Raw genomic sequence first — 17457 nt, 5'->3', positions numbered from 1 at the left:
TATGAGACGTTATTTGTCGTCGGTTGCAGCCATCATTCAGCCCTCTAAGCTTGCAAGCATCCTTGTAATTTGGAATATTACACTCTTATATGTACTTTTTCAGGGCGGGAAAACAGCATTTATGTTGTTTATCATGGTCTCTGTACTTATTGCATATTTGATTGCTGGAGGTTTAGGAGGCGTTCGGCGAGCTAAGGGCACTCGCAGTCTTTATTCTGAACAAGACAAGGGAGATTTGCTCTCTGCCGGAGGGCATCTTCGTGTAAAACTAAAGATTACAATCCCCGGGATTTTGCCCTTGCCTTACGTTGTTGTAAGGGAAGTTCTTAAGCGGCATAATGGAGAATCGTGGGTATTTGAAGAAAGTGTGATCCCAAGCCTCAGAGGCATTGGGGAACTAAAGTTTCAGACACCAGCCTTAGAGCGTGGAACATACACATTCGCTAATACGGATATTATCAGCCAAGATATATTTGGGCTTGTCGAGCATAAGGGAACATTTTTATCGGAAGGACAATTTCAGGTTTTGCCTCGTGCGATCTACGTTCCGCGCTGGCAGTTATATGAGAGAAAATCTCGGCTATCTGGACCGCAGACATCCGTTGTTCAATCTCGGCGTGAAACCACACAGATTAATGGCGTCCGTGACTATGTATATGGTGATCGCTTGACGCGAATTCACTGGAACGCTACTGCTAAGACAGGCTCTTGGAAATCCAAAGAGTTTGAGCATGAGTCGATTCCCAAAACCATTCTAGTCCTTGATGGAAGCACATCAGCTTATATGAATACGAATCAATTCGAACTAGCAGTTTCGGTGACGGCATCACTACTCGGCTTCGGCATTCGGGAGAGAATTGGAATTGGACTGTGTTGTTTGGATAAGACGACGAAGGTGTTCGCACCAGTTGAAGGTGCTGCTGAGCGTCAGAAGATGATTCAATATTTAATCGATCTAAACGCTGAGGGACGCGGTCCGCTTATCTCCCGATTGGAAAAAGGATACCGTATGTTTCCTAAAGGCTCTTACTTCGTGTTAATTAGTCCACAGCGTGGACAGCCTGTACTTGATGCACTACGTTGGGCTGACAGCAGAGGAATGACTGCTTCTCACATTCATGTGCGAAATTCGGCAGAGGTAAATAGAGGTAACGATTGGATAGACGTCCTTAGATCTCGTGGCATAACTGGTTATGGTATTAGCTCGCTTCAAGAGCTTCCCTCAGTGTTAGGAGGGGAAGGTTGATATGAGAACCTGGTGGAATCAGATAAAATTCTCCTGGCACCGTTCCGTCGGCCTATTATGGCTGTTGATTATTGCACAGCAGTGGATTTCTTATACGGAACCCATCTGGCTAAATCAAACCACTGCTACTGTATGGGCTGCCCTATTAACGATCACTGTCATTGAGATTTTTATCCCTGTTAAAGTTCAATTCAGACTGATTATAGAAGCAGTAGCTATTATCTATATCGTTTATCGCAATATTACTAGTTATGGAATTTATGTTCCTGATCCATGGGCCACAACCCTTCTTGATAAGCTCCAAGATATTAGTGTGTATATGGTGCCGTATATCTGGTTTGCTCTTGGTGCCTCTGCCTTGCTGTTGCTGTCGTCTTGGTGGGTATCCTCGAAGAAGCGTATCTTATGGTTTATAGGAATGAACATTGTAGCGCTGGCTGCGCTTGATTCCTTTACATCTATTGTATTGTGGCAGGAAGTGGCTTGGACAGTATTTGCGGGTATGGGTTGGCTTGTCAGCCAGCACCTGAGAAGTTTTCAGCTACATTATCCGCGTGGATGGGTACATTTGCTGGAATATCCCTCGAAAATAGTCATGAATATCGCAATCGTCTTCTCTCTGGTTATTTTAATCGGTGTGAATATGCCGGATGTAAGGCCTACTTTGACGGATCCTTATACAGCGTGGCAAGAGTGGAATGGAATTGGGAAATCTTCTGGTAAGAGCACAAGTGGAACAACGAATTCCAATACGGGCTCAGGTTCCTCTGTTAACAATACTTCGTCTGGCTATAGTCTCAATGATGACAACCTGGGCGGGGGCTTTAACTTCGATTATACCCCAGTGATGACAGTGGTTTCAGATTTGCGTGTTTATATGCGAGGAGAAACACGCAGAATCTATTCTGGAAGTGGATGGTCGGATAAGGATCGATTGAAGCGAGGACCTATAGAAGAGGTGGAGACGGGGAAATCCTTGGAGCAAAGTGTGGCTTCTAAGGTCACTACCCGCACACTGAAACAGACGGTTAAAGTGCTTAACAATAATGAATTTCCGGTATTATTCGGTGCTTATTCTGTAACTTCGGTGGATTCATTAAATGGGGAGGCAGCCGGGAAAGGTCTTTTCTGGAGAGACCGTGATAGTGAGCTTCTATGGGATATGGATAAGAAGAAACTAGACTATCCTTCGACCTTCGAGCTGACTTCTGAAGTTCCCGTCATTCCTGTTCAGGAATTGACAGCAAAGACCTATGAGGAGCTATACAAAGGTAATGATCTGGAGGAAAGCTTCCTTCAGCTGCCTGATGACTTCCCTCAACGGGTTAAAGATCTGGCCGAGGAAATTACAGCCCAAGGAAGAACACCGTATGAAAAAACAGCACTTTTGCAACAATACTTACAACAAACCTTTCCATATACCAACAAGCCGGATATAACACGTGTTTCAAGTGAGGATTTTGTAGATGGATTTTTGTTCGAGCTGAAGGAAGGTTACTGTGATTATTATTCTACGGCACTAGTCACTATGGCACGTTCCCTAAACATCCCTGCAAGATGGGTTAAGGGTTATGCACCTGGAGAACAGCCAGAAATGCCTATGAATCTGGCGCAGCAGTTGGGTGCGGCAAATAATAATTACACGATTACCAATGCAGATGCCCATTCCTGGGCTGAGGTCTATTTTGGTGAGTATGGTTGGATTCCTGTTGAAGCTACACCGGGGTTTAATGCTCCTCTCCTGACTAAGAATGAGCAAATACCTGAGACAGACCCGGAAGATCAAGATGAAATGGCAGAACCAACACCTGCACCTGTGACTAATGCACAAGCAGATCAAGGCTTCCATGTGGGTTTATGGGTAATTTTGGCGGCAGTGGTTGTATTATTATCCTGGACTATTTTTAAAGTTTGGCATATTCGCTTTAAGCTTCGCTTCTTCGTTCAACAGATGCGAATGGGCCGACCTTTAACGCCTGATCAGAAAGTTGTGGCTGAAACTGAGCGTTGGGTAAGGTATTTGCATCGTAAGGGAATGATGAAGGAAGAGCATGAAACATTGCGTGAAGCCGTAGTCCGCTGGAGTCAGGAACGACCTGCTGTGGCCAATCATCTTTCTTCACTGCTAACGATGTTTGAACAAGCGAAGTATAGCCCTGATGTTATTGAAGACAAAGACTGGCAGAGCGTGTATACTGAAGCTTTGCGGCTGCGGAGAACGATAAGATCCAAGAAATAGCGTTTATGCAGTAAATCATTGCTATAGATTTATTTGCGTAGCGCATGGAGTATGTTATAGTTTTTTGTATGAAATCGAGGTGAACGTATTGTTTGAAATGTTAGTTCCCAAACTCTGGGTGAATACGGTATTCGATATTTCTCTAGAAGAGCTGTATCGGCAGGGATACCGTGGAATCATTACGGATCTGGATAACACACTGGTCGGTGCCAAAGCACCTGTGGCTACTCCGGAGCTGTTGTTATGGTTTGAGAAGGTGAAGGAAGTGGGCTTTAAGCTCATCATCGTATCCAATAACAACATGGAACGGGTGTCACGCTTTGCTACACCGCTTAATATTGAATTTGTGCATCAGGCTCGTAAACCGAGTAATGCTCCTTTTCTCAAAGCGATGAAGCAGATGGAGTTGCCACCGGAGCAGACGATTGTGGTGGGAGACCAAATGCTTACAGATGTATACGGCGGCAATCGGCTTGGCCTGTATACCGTATTGGTGCTGCCAATCTCCGTTAAGGATGAAGGGTTCGGCACAAGATTTAATCGTCGGGTTGAGCGAGTTGCTCTGACACGGCTTCGTAAAAAAGGATTGTGGCACGAGGAGGAAAAATAGTAATGAACGAACAAAGTGAAACACAGCGTACTGAGAAGTGTAGCGGTTGTGGTATCAAGCTTCAGACGGAGCATAAGGATCAACCAGGATACCTTCCGGAAGTCGCACTAGATCGGGACCCTGTGATTTGCCAACGCTGTTTCCGGATTAAGAATTATAACGAGGCTTCATCTGTTTCTGTGAACCAGGATGAATTTCTTCGCTTGCTGAGTGGAGTAGGGGAGAAGAATGCACTTGTTATTCATATTGTTGACATTTTCGATTTTGAAGGCAGTTTGATTTCCGGCCTTCAGCGGTTTGTCGGTAATAACCCAGTTATTCTTGCAGTGAATAAATGTGATCTGCTGCCTAAGGTTACGAACTGGAATAAACTGCGTAACTGGATGCAACAACGCTGTAAAGAAGAAGGATTGCGGACAGCTGAAATCGTACTTTGTAGTGCGAAACGTAATCAAGGCTTTGACCGTTTACTGGAAGCCGTAACAGAACTGCGTGGTGGGCGTGATGTTTATGTAGTCGGTGCTACGAATGTAGGGAAATCCACGCTTATAAACCGTTTGATTTCGGACTATAGTGATTTGGAGCAGGAGTTAACCACCTCGCGTTACCCTGGTACAACACTCGATACGGTCAAAATTCCACTAGATGATGGCCACTATATTATAGATACGCCAGGGATCGTGTATCCATGGCGTTATAGTGAACTAGTTGAGCGTCAGGATCTGGATGCAGTTATGCCGGCCAATCCGTTGAAGCCTGCTGTCTATCAGTTGAATGAAGGACAGACGCTATTCTTCGGTGGACTGGGACGTTTTGATTTCGTGCAAGGTCCGCATCAATCGTTCACATGCTTTATTAGTGGTACTTTAAAAATCCATCGCACCAAACTGGAACGTGCAGATTCCCTTTATGCGGACCATCGTGGTGAAATGTTGTCTCCTCCAGGAAGTGACCGGATGGACAAGCTGCCACCATGGCAACGTCATGAGTTCCGAATTAATAAAGGCAGTCGGAGCGATCTATATATTTCAGGTTTGGGCTGGATTAAGGTCAACGGGACAGAAGGCGCAGTAGTGGCTATCCACGTTCCGCGTGGTGTGAAGGTGCTTACCCGCCCTTCGATGATCTAACGGGAGGCTATTACAGTGTCTTTGATAACTGCAACCGAGGGCTACAATACCGGGAATATTTTACTGGGCGTAATGGGAGATCCTATTATACAATCCAAATCTCCTATTATGCATGAAGCAGCACTGCAAGCACTGGGAATTCCGGGTGCTTACGTGCCGCTTCATATCCTTCCAGAGAATCTGGAGGATGCAGTGCAAGCGATTCGCACGCTTGGATTCCGTGGCGTAAATGTGACGATTCCGCATAAGGTTGCGGTGATGGCTTATGTGGATCTATTAGATGAAAGTGCGGTAGCCGTTGGTGCAGTCAATACGATTGTTAATAATAACGGGATACTCACCGGATATAATACGGATGGAATCGGTTATGTACGTTCGCTTAAAGCGGAAGCCATTTCTGATTTGTCAGGTACGAAGATTATGGTGATTGGAGCCGGTGGAGCAGCAAGAGGAATTGTTGCCGCACTGCTTCAGGAGAAGCCTTCTGCTATCCTTATCGCTAATCGCAGTGTTGATAAGGCACAGGACTTGGCTGCAGAGTGCCAGAGCAAAGGGAATGTGATCGGGATTAGCATGAATGAGGTAGCGGAAATGCTAGATGGTGTTGATGTACTGATCAATACAACCTCCGTAGGAATGTATCCTTATATGGATGAGACACCTATAGATCCTGAACTGCTTCGTGCAGGGATGGTCGTAAGTGATCTGATTTATAATCCACTGCGCACGCGTCTATTGTTAGAAGGACTTGAACGAGGCTGTACGATTCATGGAGGCCTCGGGATGTTTGTCTATCAGGGGGCTTATGCATTGGAGTATTGGACAGGGCAGCCTGCTCCTACGGAAATCATGCGACAGACCATACTCCATTGTCTGGGTGGAAAAGAGTAAGAAATGGATTCATCAATTTAGGGTAATAATATATGTTAATTAAGGAGTTATTCATTTATGTTAACTGGTAAACAAACACGGTATCTTCGTTCATTGGCGCATCACCTCGATCCTATTTTTCAAGTGGGCAAAGGTGGAGTAAACGATCACCTCGTACGCCACATTGAAGAAGCTATTGAGAAGCGTGAACTTATGAAGATTAGTATACTGAGCAACAATATTGAGAATCCCAAGGAAATCGGTGCGCAACTTGCCGAACAATCGGGTTCTGAGCTTGTACAAGTGATCGGAAAGACCATTGTCTTGTACAAAGAATCGCGTGATAACAAAACCATTGAGCTGCCCCGCTAATACCTGAAAGCATACTACCGAGGAGGTCGTCCTCTTGAAAGTTGGAATTATGGGAGGTACCTTTGATCCTCTTCATATTGGTCATATGATGGCAGCGGAAGCAGCTAGAGAAACTTATGGACTTCAAGAAGTATGGTTTATGCCTTCACATATTCCGCCTCATAAACATGAGGCAGGGGTATCTGGAGCAGATCGGCTGGCAATGGTGCAGGAAGCGATACACAATCATGAAGCTTTTCGCACATTAGATTGGGAAGTTGTCAGAGGTGGCGTTTCCTATACGTATGAGACCATAAGACGGCTGCAAGAGGCGTATCCGCATTTCGATCTTTATTTCATCATCGGAGCGGATATGGTCCAGTATTTACCGAAATGGAACGAGATTGAAGAACTTGTGCAGCGGCTTACATTTATCGGCGTAGGTCGTCCGGGAACACCTCTTGATCTAGACGCATTGCCAACTTATATAGCAGAAAAGGTACTGCTAGCAGATATGCCTCTGGTTGATATTTCGTCAACGATGTTAAGAGAACGGGCTGCAACTGGAAAATCCATTCGTTATATGGTACCTGAGGCAGTGTTCAATTATGTTCAAAGGAGTGGATTGTATGGCATACAGCCGCGAAGCTCTGATTGAGGCGGTCTCGACACAAATGCCTGCTAAGCGCTGGAAGCATACACTGGGCGTCATGGAGTCATCCATTCAACTAGCGGAGCAATATGGCGCTGATCCTGAGCGTGCGGAGACAGCGGCAATTCTGCATGATGTGGCCAAGTATTGGCCTGTGGAGAGAATGAAGGAGATTATCGAGCAGAATCATCTGAACTTGAATCTTCTGAAGCATGACAAGCAGCTGTGGCATTCGGAAGTAGGTGCCTTTGTAGCAGAGCAAGATTATGGGATCACAGATCCGGATATTCTTAATGCGATCCGTTTTCACACCTCAGGTCGTGAAGACATGAGTTTACTTGAGAAAATTGTCTGTCTCGCCGACTATATCGAGCCTGGCCGAGATTTTCCAGGGGTTGATAAGATACGTAAGCTGGCTAAAGTAAGTTTGGAAGAAGGACTAGTCGCTGGATTTGATTCTACGATTAGTTTGCTACTGGAAAAACGCCGAGTGATCTTTCCGTTAACGGTACTGGCGCGTAATGATTTAGTTAGAATATTGGAGGATAAAATATGAGTGTACAACCAAGCAAGCTGTTAGAACTGGCCCTTAAGGCTGTGGAAGATAAAAAAGCAATGAACGTAGTGGCATTAGATCTGCGTACTGTTTCACCGATTAGTGATTACTTTGTTGTATGTCACGGTAATTCGGATACCCAAGTTCAGTCCATCGCTACCGAAGTCCGCAAAGTGGTCCATGAAGCAGGCGGCGTAATTAAGGGGATCGAAGGAATGGATTCAGCACGCTGGGTGCTGATGGATCTTGGAGATGTTATTGTTCATATTTTCCACCGCGATGAACGTGAATACTACAATATTGAGCGTCTATGGTCGGATGCGAAGGTAGTGGAGACTGTATGAGCCTGATTGCAGGAACTACAGTTACACTTAATGTAGTAAGAGAGGTATCCCCATACGGGTTTTTCCTGAATGCAGGAGATCAGGATGTTATGCTGCATTATACTGAGCTTACCGAGAAGGTTAAGACAGGCGATAAAGTTGAAGTCTTTATCTTCTTCGATACCGAGGATCGTCTAGCAGCAACGATGAAGAAACCGTTTCTGACATTGGGCGAAATGGCCTTATTGGAAGTGGCTGATATCCATCCGCGTCTAGGTTGCTTCTTGGAAATGGGTCTCGGACGGCAGCTGCTGCTGCCCATTCGTGAGCTTCCAGAGCTTCCAGAGTTGCGCCCTCAGATCGGCGACTATGTGTATGCGATTATGGAGCATGATAAACAGGGGCGTCTTCGTGCTAAATTAGCTGGAGAACAGGAACTAGCTCCGCTAGCTCTTCCTGCGCCTGAATCCTGGATGGGACAGACTGTGACAGCCCGGGTGTACAAACCGCTGCAGATGGGGACTTTTGTTCTTGTAGATGCTGGGGTTTTAGGCTTTGGTATTATTGGTATGGTCCATTCCTCTGAACGGAGTCGTCTACTACGTCTTGGAGAGCAGTTCGAAGCACGTGTCTCCCATATTCGCGAGGATGGTCGTGTTAACCTTTCTATGGGTCTCCGTAAAGAAGTAGGCATGGATGTAGACTCTGCCACGATTTTGGAATTCTTGCATGCCCGTCCGGGTGGAGCGATGCCTTATTCGGATGCTACACCACCGGATATTATCAAGCAGCGTTTCGGAATTAGCAAATCAGCCTTTAAGCGTGCGCTTGGAAAGCTGATGAAGGAAGGCCATGTTACCCAAAAAGAGAATTGGACGTATCTTGCTCCTAAGGAAGAGGAAGGTTCAACCGAGGGAAATGAAGAAACAACCGAATAATTAAAAATATAAGAAAGTATAAGTTTCACACTATACTTTTCCTTATATTTTTCGTATAAACGCTCACCGTCCTTGTGGGGACGGCTAGAGCGTTTATGCTTGATGGGTCAATAATAGAATCATATTAAATGTTGTAATAGAAAGCGGTGTACTAGTGTCTTCCTATGGGAAATTTGCTTATGTATACGATGAGCTCATGGCAGATATGCCGTATCCTGATTGGATCTCCTTTGCTGAAACCGCATGGTGCAAATACGGTAAGCCTGTAACCGTGGCTGAGCTTGGCTGCGGCACCGGGAGTATCACTATTCCTTTGGCGGGTTCAGGGTATCATATGACCGGAATCGATCTATCTTCAGATATGCTCTCAGTGGCACAGCGCAAAATGGAAGAGCATCCCCAGGGACGGCGTTTCTTGCGCGAAGGTAGTGTTCGTTGGATTAGACAAAACATGAAGGAATGGGAGCTTCCAGAGCTTGTGGATTCTGTGATTTCTTTCTGTGATTGTCTGAATTATGTGCTGGAAGAAGACGATATCAGAGCTGTCTTTGCTAGTACCTTTGCAGGACTAAAGCAAGGCGGCACCTTTCTGTTCGATGTACATCATCCAAACACACTGATCCGTTATGAAGAAGAGCAGCCCTTTATTCTGGACGAACCATCGGTGTCTTATATTTGGACTTGTGAGATGGATGTTCCTCGCCGCGAAATAGAACATCATCTGTCCATTTTCGCTCGCGAAGAGGGACGGAGTGATGTATATCGCCGTTTCGAAGAGACACATATTCAACGTGCCTACGATCCCCAGTGGATGAAGGATGAACTGCTTAAGGCTGGCTTTAGTGATGTGAAGACTTACGCCGATTTCGAGTGGATAGAGGCGGATGATGATGCGGAACGTTTATTTTATATTGCTATAAAATAAATATTCAACATAAAAAGAAGGGCTGTCCCAAAAGCTATGAAAATAGCTGGTGAGACAGCCCTTCTTTTTATGAGTTTGGTGTGGTTCCTGCTATTGAAAACGAGAGGCTAAAAATAAGCAAATAACGTCATCTGAGTCCGTATGCTTCATGGAATGTTGGATTCATGATTCATGATTCGTGTATGAAGAAGTAGCTGTAATTGCGCCAATATGTATATCAAAAAAACCGGGCAGTGTTTAAGCCACCCGGCATCTTCCAATCCTTACCGATGCTCAAACAGATCAATGGCACCCAATACGACATGAGCCAGACCAAATCCAAGTACGCCTGTTGCTGCCATCTTATACTTGCTTCCAAGAAAAGCGGCGCTAGAAGCGGTTACGACGGTTCCAAGAACAGCGGGAATTAGACCTTCACGCATTCGAAACACTCCTTCTCGGTGGTTTGGGAGACAAGGTTATTATGAGTCAAACTCAAAAAAATATACAAAGCAAAAGAAGACCTTAGACCAGTTATTGCTGGTTCTAAGGTCTTTTTGTTTAGGGAATGTTTTACTCTGATAAGGTAATGGCAGTACGAGAAGCGCCAATTTCTACTTCATGAACATCATATAGTACACGCGCCAGTAAGTCCTGGCTATAGTTGCCGAAATGTTTGCCGTAAATGGTGAGCCCGCGTTTGTTTACAGGCTTGTCCGTTACGGCTATCCGGAAAGTAAGCTCGCTCTTGTAATCAAGCTGAATATCATCCAGGGTCACGTCAGAAATCCGGCAACCGTCAATAAAGCTACCTTCATTATTAATACGGATCAGTTTGAGCATACCATATTGGTTTAAATGTGGAGGCCACCAGTCTGGATTAAACGTTCCACGCGTGTCTCCGAAATCTCCAGGACTAGTCCAGTAGCCGATTTCAATTCCATTTAAGTAGAAATAAAGATCGGAGGGATAGTTATCGTTAGATCCAGGGGCCTCAGAGCCAATCTCCATCGAGAATTGGATTTCGCGGAATGTTTGATTAGCTTTAAGATAGTTCGGAATTCTATATTCGAGAAAGCCTTCAGCCATCCAAATGATCTCAGATTCAATCCGCTGAGGATCTGCGAAATAGCGCGGTTCGTCGAAGTCACCGATAATGCTGTCTTTGGTAGCAAGTCCGCAGGTCGGAACAGCCTGATAGTTGCTATAATGTCCTACTTGGATTTCTACTTCATAGAGATTATCAACATCCTTGCTGCGAAGATCAACAATAAGCTTATCCTTATTTAAATAACAGACCTTCTGAATACCGTGTTTACCCACGGATGTGTTTATCTCGATGAGACCGCTTTCTTCTAACTTTTTAATATGCATCGTGATTGCGCCATTGCTGAGGTTCAGCTTCTTGGCAATTTCATTCAGATTCAGTGCTTGATTGGTAGCTAAAAGTTCGAGTATGAGGATTCTGATTTCAGAACTAAGCGCCTTGAATATTTCAAGACCACTCATTAAATCTTTAATATAGATCATTGTATCAATACCTTCTTCCAAATGGTCATAAATGAATACTGTTTTATAAAATTATAAACTAATATAGCATATAAATAAAGTAACCTTCCTTATTTTGTAGAATAATAAAAATAAGGGAGATTTTTTCCTGTTTTTGCATTTAATCTAATTTAATTTAAAAATTAATGAAACTAATTCACAAGATAAGATGGTTTTACAACGAAATCATGTTATTTTTACTATTTATTTTATAAAAGTATTAAAAGGTTTAAATAAATATATTTACAAGTCTTTTTCTCTATGCTATTTTTAAACTGAAAGTCTTAGAAAAGGACGTGAAAATCATTATGTTAGCTGCAACGCCCCCAATGGGCTGGAATAGCTGGGACTGTTACGGAGCTAGTGTTAATGAAGAAGAGGTAAGAGGCAACGCCGAATATATGGCTGCTCATTTGAAGGAATTTGGCTGGGAATATGTTGTTGTGGATATTCAGTGGTATGAGCCTGAAGCGAACTCTTCGCAATATCGTAACTTTGTACCGCTGGTCATGGACGAGTATTCCAGACTTCAACCGGCAGAAAATCGTTTTCCTTCCGCAAAGGGAGGCAAAGGTTTTGCCCCACTCGCTGAATATGTGCATGGATTAGGGTTGAAATTCGGCATCCATATTATGCGTGGAATCCCTCGACAGGCCGTTCATGCGGCAAGTTCCATTCTAGGATCTGAGCAAACCGCACGTGATATCGCACATCCCAATTCTATATGTCCGTGGAATACAGATATGTATGGAGTAGATGCTTCTAAAGAAGGCAGTCAGGCTTACTATGATTCTCTCTTCCAGCTGTATGCCAGTTGGGGTGTAGATTATGTGAAGGTGGATGATATTGCCGCTTCACGTATTTATGGATACCACAAAGACGAAGTTGCCATGATCCGTAAGGCTATCGACCGCTGTGGTCGTGAAATGGTGCTTAGTCTTTCACCTGGACCTGCTCCGGTAGAAGAAGCTGAACACTTAGCTGAACATGCTAACCTGTGGAGAATGACCGACGATTATTGGGATCATTGGCATTTGCTGCGTGGAATGTTCGAGCGCTGCGAAAAATGGGCTCCTTACGTTCAGCCAGGCCATTGGCCAGACTGTGATATGCTGCCGCTAGGTCATCTTGGGATTCGTTCCGTTGATGGCGGGGGAGACCGATTTACAAGGTTTACTCCTGACGAACAGGTTACCATGATGACGCTTTGGACTATTTTCCGTTCGCCTTTAATGTTCGGGGGAGAGCTTAGAGACAATGATGAGTGGACATTATCTTTGTTAACTAATAAGGAAGTGCTTCATCTGCATCATTTTGGTAAGGGTGGTAGACAAGTAGAGCGGAACGAAGAGTATGCAATCTGGACTTCTGAGGATGAACAAGGTAACCACTATGTAGCGTTGTTTAATCTCAGTGACAAAGAGTCGACACTTCAGGTATCTTACCAAAAGCTAAATGTTTCAGTTCCAAAAACGATACGTAATCTGTGGCAAAACCATGACCTGGAAGTTACTAATGAAGGGGTTACGCAGTTTCTTCCACCGCATGGTTCTGCATTGTTAAAGCTTTTATAGAGGAGAGAGAATATGGATACGAGTAGAGCGTACAACAACCCATTGGTGGAGCAACGTGCTGATCCATGGGTATATAAACATACGGATGGATATTACTATTTCACAGCTTCTGTTCCAGAATACGACCGGATCGAAGTAAGAAGATCGACAACCATCGAAGGATTAACTACTGCAGAACCAGTTGTAGCATGGCGCAAGTATGAGACGGGGCCGCTTAGTGCTAACATTTGGGCGCCGGAAATTCATTACATAGACGGAAAATGGTACATTTACTTTGCCGCAGCACGGACTACGGAGACGACGGATGGTTTGTTCGATCACCGTATGTTTGCGCTCGAGAATGCATCTGCTAATCCCTTAGAAGGAACATGGGTAGAAAAAGGTCAAGTGAAGACCGCTTGGGAATCGTTCGCTTTGGATGCGACAACGTTTCAGCATAAAGGAAAACTGTACTATGTATGGGCTCAGAAGGACCTGAATATTGAGGGTAATTCTAATCTGTATATTTCTGAAATGAGCAATCCGTGGACACTTACAGGTCCTCAGACTATGATTGCTACTCCAGAGTATGACTGGGAAATTATAGGGTACAAAGTAAACGAAGGCGCAGCAGTACTGAAACGAAATGGTCGTATCTTTATCAGCTTCTCGGCGAGTGCTACAGACTTCAATTATTGCATGGGACTATTAGTAGCGGATGAAGACAGCGAACTTCTGGAGGCAGCTTCATGGACTAAACTACCAAATCCAGTATTCCAAACGAATGAAGAAAATGGACAATTCGGTCCAGGCCATAATAGCTTCACGGTCAATGAAAATGGGGAAGATGTGCTCATCTACCACTGCCGCAATTATAAAGAAATTACTGGCGATCCTCTTTATGATCCAAACCGTCATACTCGTGCTCAGATCTTCCATTGGAATGAAGATGGCACGCCGAATTTTGGAGTTCCTGTTAGGGATGCGCAATAAAAATAATCCATTTTGCAAAAAAAGAGGATTACCCCTAAGCCACGTAAATGGCCGCTGGGTAACCCTCTTTTTCATATGTTACGTGTTGCTGCTTAAGGTATATATTGTTGCACGATGGAAGTGATTACGCCGTCCTGAATCGTAAGGTGATAAGGGAACTGGCTTAGATCGAAAATATCCGTTTTATTAAATTGATCGATAAATTGCTGTAAGGTAATAGCTTCGTTCCACTGAATGTCTAAGTCCTCAATGTTACCAGTGTGATCAAAGATCTGCATGGTGACTTTTGCGTTATCCGCGATCGGATAGGTTGTCAGTGTATCAACATCATTAACAACATAATATCCGTCTGGAGCTCCGCCAATTTCTGCTGCACCTTCTGGGTCTCTCTCAGCAAAGATTCGGTCAGCATCAGCACCCTGATACCAGTTTATTTCATCGGCTGTAATGGAAAGCTTGCCATTCTCGGATTGAATAGTATGGATATATACCGTCTGTTGCTGAGTCTTGCCACTATCTTGCGCATCTACTCGTGTTCCAACGGTACTAGCAGTAGTAATTAGGGAAAGAAACAATAGAACAACAACCGGTAACACATACGCTGACTTTTTCTTAAACATTAGAAATCTCCCCCTTGAGATATGTAAAAAGGTTGTATATATCTTATTACCCGCTACGTTTTTTCCTAAACGGGCTATATACTTCTATTACGTTAAACGAGCAGGTTTTGTTGCAATTTTTTAAAAATATTTCTGAAAAACGATGCCGGTCATGAATCCGCTAAAAATGATAGTAAAAGTTTGTCTCCTCGGGCATATTAAAATGTCAAAACATACAGATTAGGGGGAGCAACGAATGGGTGGAATACTACGGATTTATAGGAACGACTGGCGCAACGTATTTAAGGTTCCTGTGGCCGTGTTCCTGATCGCTGCTTTGGTGGTGTTACCTTCTGTGTATGATTGGTTTAATGTTGCGGCGGTGTGGGATCCCTACAGTAATACCTCTGGCATTAAGATTGCTGTAACCAGTTTGGATGAAGGGACCACTGTGAAGGATAAGAGCTTCAATATCGGCAATGATGTCATGGAAAGTCTTCGGAATAATAAAAGCTTAGGCTGGACCTTCGTAGATGCAGAAGCTGCGCACAATGGTGTGAAGCGTGGAGATTATTATGCGAGTATTATTATCCCTGCTGATTTCTCCAAAAGAATGACAGGAATCCTCGAAGGCAGGATCGTGAAACCAGAGATTGAATATACCGTCAATGAGAAGATAAATGCGATTGCCCCTAAAATCACAGATAAAGGTGCCTCTTCAATTACAACACAGATCAGTGAGAATTTTACGGAAACCATTAGCGAAACCGTATTTACGGCTTTAAAGCAAATTGATTCAAAGTTCCAATCTGAATTGCCTATTATACGCAAGGTTGAAAAAGGGTTGTTTAAGTTAGAGGCAAGTATCCCCGAGATTGAAACGGCAGGCCAACATGTATTGAAAATTGAGGAGCAATGGCCGCAAATTCATGCATCGGCAATGCGCATCTCTAAGCTGGAGGATAAGCTGCCTGATGTGGAAAAGGCAGGATTGGCTTTAGAAAAAATAGCTGATCATTGGCCTCAAATTGCCAACGTTGCAGATCATTTAGGGGAGCTGCAGGATAAGCTACCCAAAATTGAACAAGCAGCACAGCTAATCGTTCAACTTGATAATCATTTTGGTGAAGTTGAACAAATCATGGACAAGGCGTCGGAAGGTCTTGCGGAAGCAAATAAAGTTGTTAACACTGCTCTAACTGCGCTACCTAAGGCCGACAAAATTGTAACTGCTGGAAATGATTTTGTTCTAGAGCTTCAACAGTTCTTAGAGAAGAGCAATGCTGCATTTGAAGCGGTACCTGCCGCCCTCAAACAAAATATATACCTGCTGCAAAAAACGGAGAACGCAGTAGTTCAGCTTGCTGAACTGCTGCAGGGAGAAGATATTGACCCGCAAGCGGTACGCGAGCAACTTGAGTCAGTTTCCTCTCAGCTGGTGTCGGGAAGTAACGTGATGGATCATACGCTTTCTTTGTTATCGGCACTGAATACATTCTCACCAGGAACAGTAACTAATGCTGAGATTGGCACCTTGAAGGCTGTAAACAATGCCTTGAGCAGACAGACTTCTTTGGTAAACTCACTGGCGACGGATCTAAAAAATGAGGGTCAGCCTGATCCGAGTAATGTTAAGCAATTGGGTCTTAAATCTGGCGAAGGGAACGTAGCCATTTTGAAGCTTATTTCCGAATATGAAGCGGCAACTATCCCTGCTATAAAAAATACATTAGAGCAAATATCCACTGCTGCTGAGACTACAGCCACTGCCCTGGATCAAGTTCCGGATCGTCTGTCGGCGCTTGGTACCCTTCTTGAGGAGACAATGGCAGCGATTGAGTTCGGACAATCAAGCTTGGCTAGTCTACAGCAGGACTTACCAGCTATTCGTGAGGCGGTACATACAGCAGCTAGCGGTGTCGCAGATAAGACACAGAGCTTTGGTACTTTTGTTCGTGATACACTTCCGCTAATTCAGAGCAGCTTGCCTGCTGCAGGAGAAAAAATACAACAAGCTGCAAATTTCGTCCGTCAGGATCTGCCGGCTGTCGAGGAACGGGTGCACCAGATTTCTGATCTGATACGTACAGGTCTCCCCCGTGCGGATAAGGGAGTAGCGGTCGCAGCGGATATGGTGCGAAATGATCTTCCGATACTGGAAGATTCGATTCGTAAAGCGGCAGCTACCATCCGTCAGATCAAAGATGAGGTGGATCTGGGAGAGATTGCTGAGCTGCTCGGAGGGGATATTAAGAGCAAAAGTGATTTTTTAGCCAATCCGGTAGTATTAAAAGAGAATAAGTTATATCCTATTCCGAATTATGGTTCGGCTATGACTCCTTTTTATGTTGTACTTTCCTTATGGGTAGGTGGCACACTCCTAATCTCACTTCTCCGAACGGGAGTGGATACTGAGGGAATTGTGTACAAGCGGTATCAATTGTATTTTGGACGTTTGCTGACGTTTCTTACGGTTGGGATTCTGCAAGCGTTGGTGGCTGTACTTGGTAATATCTTTATTCTGAAATGTTATGTGGTGGACAAGGTGTGGTTTGTCCTTTTTGCAGTATTGATTAGTATCGTATTCGTGACGATTGTATTTACGCTTGTCTCCGTATTCGGCAACGTTGGGAAGGGGATAGCAATCGTATTCATGGTGCTTCAATTCTCAAGCTCTGGCGGTACGTTTCCAATCAGTACAACAGGTCATTTTTTTCAAATGTTGAATCCGTTTATGCCATTTACTTATGCGATTAGTTTGATGCGTGAGGCGGTAGGGGGGATTCTGCCGGAAGTGGCGATTCGCGATTGTCTTTATTTGATCCTATTCGGTGTAATAGCACTCTTACTGGCGCTAACGCTCAAGAAGCCGCTGGAGCGTTATATCGAAAAGGCGGCTGAACAAGCCGAAAAATCCAAATTGATTTCTTAAGAAAAAAAGAGGT

At 44.3% G+C, this 17457-nt stretch carries 17 protein-coding genes; 14 read left to right on the top strand and 3 right to left on the bottom strand.

Translation table 11 applies throughout. From position 1 onward, the window contains the following. Position 1: 1 nt before the first annotated feature. The 11 genes from MKY52_RS01730 (at position 2) to MKY52_RS01680 (ending at position 9840) form a co-directional block, all read left to right on the top strand. Positions 2-1246 (top strand): DUF58 domain-containing protein, encoded by a 1245-nt coding sequence (locus MKY52_RS01730; protein WP_341049480.1) that lies wholly within the window; start codon positions 2-4, stop codon positions 1244-1246. 1 nt (position 1247) lies between these two features. After that, positions 1248-3485, top strand: coding sequence for a DUF4129 domain-containing transglutaminase family protein (locus MKY52_RS01725; RefSeq protein WP_341049478.1), 2238 nt, complete (start codon positions 1248-1250; stop codon positions 3483-3485). An 88-nt stretch (positions 3486-3573) separates the two neighbouring features. Continuing rightward, positions 3574-4095, top strand: a complete 522-nt coding sequence (locus MKY52_RS01720; RefSeq protein ID WP_341053318.1) for a YqeG family HAD IIIA-type phosphatase — start codon at positions 3574-3576, stop codon at positions 4093-4095. Between the two features lie 2 nt (positions 4096-4097). Next, positions 4098-5225 (top strand): ribosome biogenesis GTPase YqeH, encoded by a 1128-nt coding sequence (yqeH, locus tag MKY52_RS01715; protein WP_042185965.1) that lies wholly within the window; start codon positions 4098-4100, stop codon positions 5223-5225. A gap of 15 nt (positions 5226-5240) precedes the next feature. Continuing rightward, positions 5241-6116 carry a shikimate dehydrogenase gene (aroE, locus tag MKY52_RS01710; protein ID WP_341049476.1) on the top strand — a complete coding sequence of 292 codons (876 nt, stop codon included), beginning with the start codon at positions 5241-5243 and terminating at the stop codon, positions 6114-6116. Between the two features lie 57 nt (positions 6117-6173). After that, positions 6174-6467 carry a ribosome assembly RNA-binding protein YhbY gene (gene yhbY, locus MKY52_RS01705; RefSeq protein WP_076284314.1) on the top strand — a complete coding sequence of 98 codons (294 nt, stop codon included), beginning with the start codon at positions 6174-6176 and terminating at the stop codon, positions 6465-6467. A gap of 34 nt (positions 6468-6501) precedes the next feature. After that, a complete protein-coding gene (locus MKY52_RS01700) occupies positions 6502-7104 on the top strand; it encodes a nicotinate-nucleotide adenylyltransferase (RefSeq protein WP_341049475.1) in 603 nt (200 codons plus the stop codon). Then, positions 7076-7654 (top strand): bis(5'-nucleosyl)-tetraphosphatase (symmetrical) YqeK, encoded by a 579-nt coding sequence (yqeK, locus tag MKY52_RS01695; protein ID WP_042185970.1) that lies wholly within the window; start codon positions 7076-7078, stop codon positions 7652-7654. The genes MKY52_RS01700 and yqeK overlap by 29 nt, the downstream gene beginning before the upstream one ends. After that, positions 7651-7998: a ribosome silencing factor gene (rsfS, locus tag MKY52_RS01690; RefSeq protein WP_042185972.1), complete on the top strand. Its 348-nt coding sequence runs from the start codon at positions 7651-7653 to the stop codon at positions 7996-7998. The genes yqeK and rsfS overlap by 4 nt, the downstream gene beginning before the upstream one ends. Continuing rightward, positions 7995-8915 carry a CvfB family protein gene (locus MKY52_RS01685; protein WP_341049474.1) on the top strand — a complete coding sequence of 307 codons (921 nt, stop codon included), beginning with the start codon at positions 7995-7997 and terminating at the stop codon, positions 8913-8915. The genes rsfS and MKY52_RS01685 overlap by 4 nt, the downstream gene beginning before the upstream one ends. 154 nt (positions 8916-9069) lie before the next feature. After that, positions 9070-9840: a class I SAM-dependent DNA methyltransferase gene (locus MKY52_RS01680; RefSeq protein ID WP_341049472.1), complete on the top strand. Its 771-nt coding sequence runs from the start codon at positions 9070-9072 to the stop codon at positions 9838-9840. Between the two features lie 263 nt (positions 9841-10103). On the opposite strand, the gene MKY52_RS01675 is transcribed toward MKY52_RS01680, so the two are convergent. Continuing rightward, entirely contained in the window at positions 10104-10262 is a 159-nt protein-coding gene (locus MKY52_RS01675) for a hypothetical protein (RefSeq protein WP_036675694.1), read from the bottom strand. 130 nt (positions 10263-10392) lie between these two features. Continuing rightward, positions 10393-11349, bottom strand: coding sequence for an ArsR/SmtB family transcription factor (locus MKY52_RS01670; protein WP_341049470.1), 957 nt, complete (start codon positions 11347-11349; stop codon positions 10393-10395). A 326-nt stretch (positions 11350-11675) separates the two neighbouring features. On the opposite strand from MKY52_RS01670, the gene MKY52_RS01665 reads away from it, so the two are divergent. Both MKY52_RS01665 and MKY52_RS01660 read left to right on the top strand, forming a co-directional pair. Further along, positions 11676-12941: a glycoside hydrolase family 27 protein gene (locus tag MKY52_RS01665; protein WP_445670973.1), complete on the top strand. Its 1266-nt coding sequence runs from the start codon at positions 11676-11678 to the stop codon at positions 12939-12941. 12 nt (positions 12942-12953) lie between these two features. After that, positions 12954-13913, top strand: a complete 960-nt coding sequence (locus MKY52_RS01660; RefSeq protein WP_341049466.1) for a glycoside hydrolase family 43 protein — start codon at positions 12954-12956, stop codon at positions 13911-13913. Between the two features lie 92 nt (positions 13914-14005). On the opposite strand, the gene MKY52_RS01655 is transcribed toward MKY52_RS01660, so the two are convergent. Beyond that, on the bottom strand, positions 14006-14533 hold the full coding sequence (locus MKY52_RS01655) for a hypothetical protein (RefSeq protein WP_042185981.1): 528 nt from the start codon (positions 14531-14533) through the stop codon (positions 14006-14008). A 235-nt stretch (positions 14534-14768) separates the two neighbouring features. Here MKY52_RS01655 and MKY52_RS01650 point away from each other — a divergent pair, with 235 nt between their 5' ends. Continuing rightward, a complete protein-coding gene (locus MKY52_RS01650) occupies positions 14769-17444 on the top strand; it encodes a YhgE/Pip domain-containing protein (RefSeq protein ID WP_341049464.1) in 2676 nt (891 codons plus the stop codon). The last annotated feature ends 13 nt before the right edge of the window (positions 17445-17457 follow it).

The sequence above is a fragment of the Paenibacillus sp. FSL P4-0184 genome (assembly GCF_038004625.1).
GTDB lineage: Bacteria > Bacillota > Bacilli > Paenibacillales > Paenibacillaceae > Paenibacillus_AQ.
Note: the sequence above shows the minus strand (reverse complement) of the source record. Positions and strands in the feature narration are given on the sequence as shown.

What these genes read in the sequence shown, in the direction of transcription:
- MKY52_RS01655 (WP_042185981.1), bottom strand. Translation starts at nt 14,533, where the DNA reads ATGTTTAAGAAAAAGTCAGCGTATGTGTTACCGGTTGTTGTTCTATTG.
- yqeH (WP_042185965.1), top strand. Translation starts at nt 4,098, where the DNA reads ATGAACGAACAAAGTGAAACACAGCGTACTGAGAAGTGTAGCGGTTGT.
- MKY52_RS01660 (WP_341049466.1), top strand. Translation starts at nt 12,954, where the DNA reads ATGGATACGAGTAGAGCGTACAACAACCCATTGGTGGAGCAACGTGCT.
- yhbY (WP_076284314.1), top strand. Translation starts at nt 6,174, where the DNA reads ATGTTAACTGGTAAACAAACACGGTATCTTCGTTCATTGGCGCATCAC.
- MKY52_RS01675 (WP_036675694.1), bottom strand. Translation starts at nt 10,262, where the DNA reads ATGCGTGAAGGTCTAATTCCCGCTGTTCTTGGAACCGTCGTAACCGCT.
- MKY52_RS01670 (WP_341049470.1), bottom strand. Translation starts at nt 11,349, where the DNA reads ATGATCTATATTAAAGATTTAATGAGTGGTCTTGAAATATTCAAGGCG.
- MKY52_RS01665 (WP_445670973.1), top strand. Translation starts at nt 11,676, where the DNA reads ATGTTAGCTGCAACGCCCCCAATGGGCTGGAATAGCTGGGACTGTTAC.
- rsfS (WP_042185972.1), top strand. Translation starts at nt 7,651, where the DNA reads ATGAGTGTACAACCAAGCAAGCTGTTAGAACTGGCCCTTAAGGCTGTG.
- yqeK (WP_042185970.1), top strand. Translation starts at nt 7,076, where the DNA reads ATGGCATACAGCCGCGAAGCTCTGATTGAGGCGGTCTCGACACAAATG.
- MKY52_RS01650 (WP_341049464.1), top strand. Translation starts at nt 14,769, where the DNA reads ATGGGTGGAATACTACGGATTTATAGGAACGACTGGCGCAACGTATTT.
- MKY52_RS01685 (WP_341049474.1), top strand. Translation starts at nt 7,995, where the DNA reads ATGAGCCTGATTGCAGGAACTACAGTTACACTTAATGTAGTAAGAGAG.
- MKY52_RS01725 (WP_341049478.1), top strand. Translation starts at nt 1,248, where the DNA reads ATGAGAACCTGGTGGAATCAGATAAAATTCTCCTGGCACCGTTCCGTC.
- MKY52_RS01730 (WP_341049480.1), top strand. Translation starts at nt 2, where the DNA reads ATGAGACGTTATTTGTCGTCGGTTGCAGCCATCATTCAGCCCTCTAAG.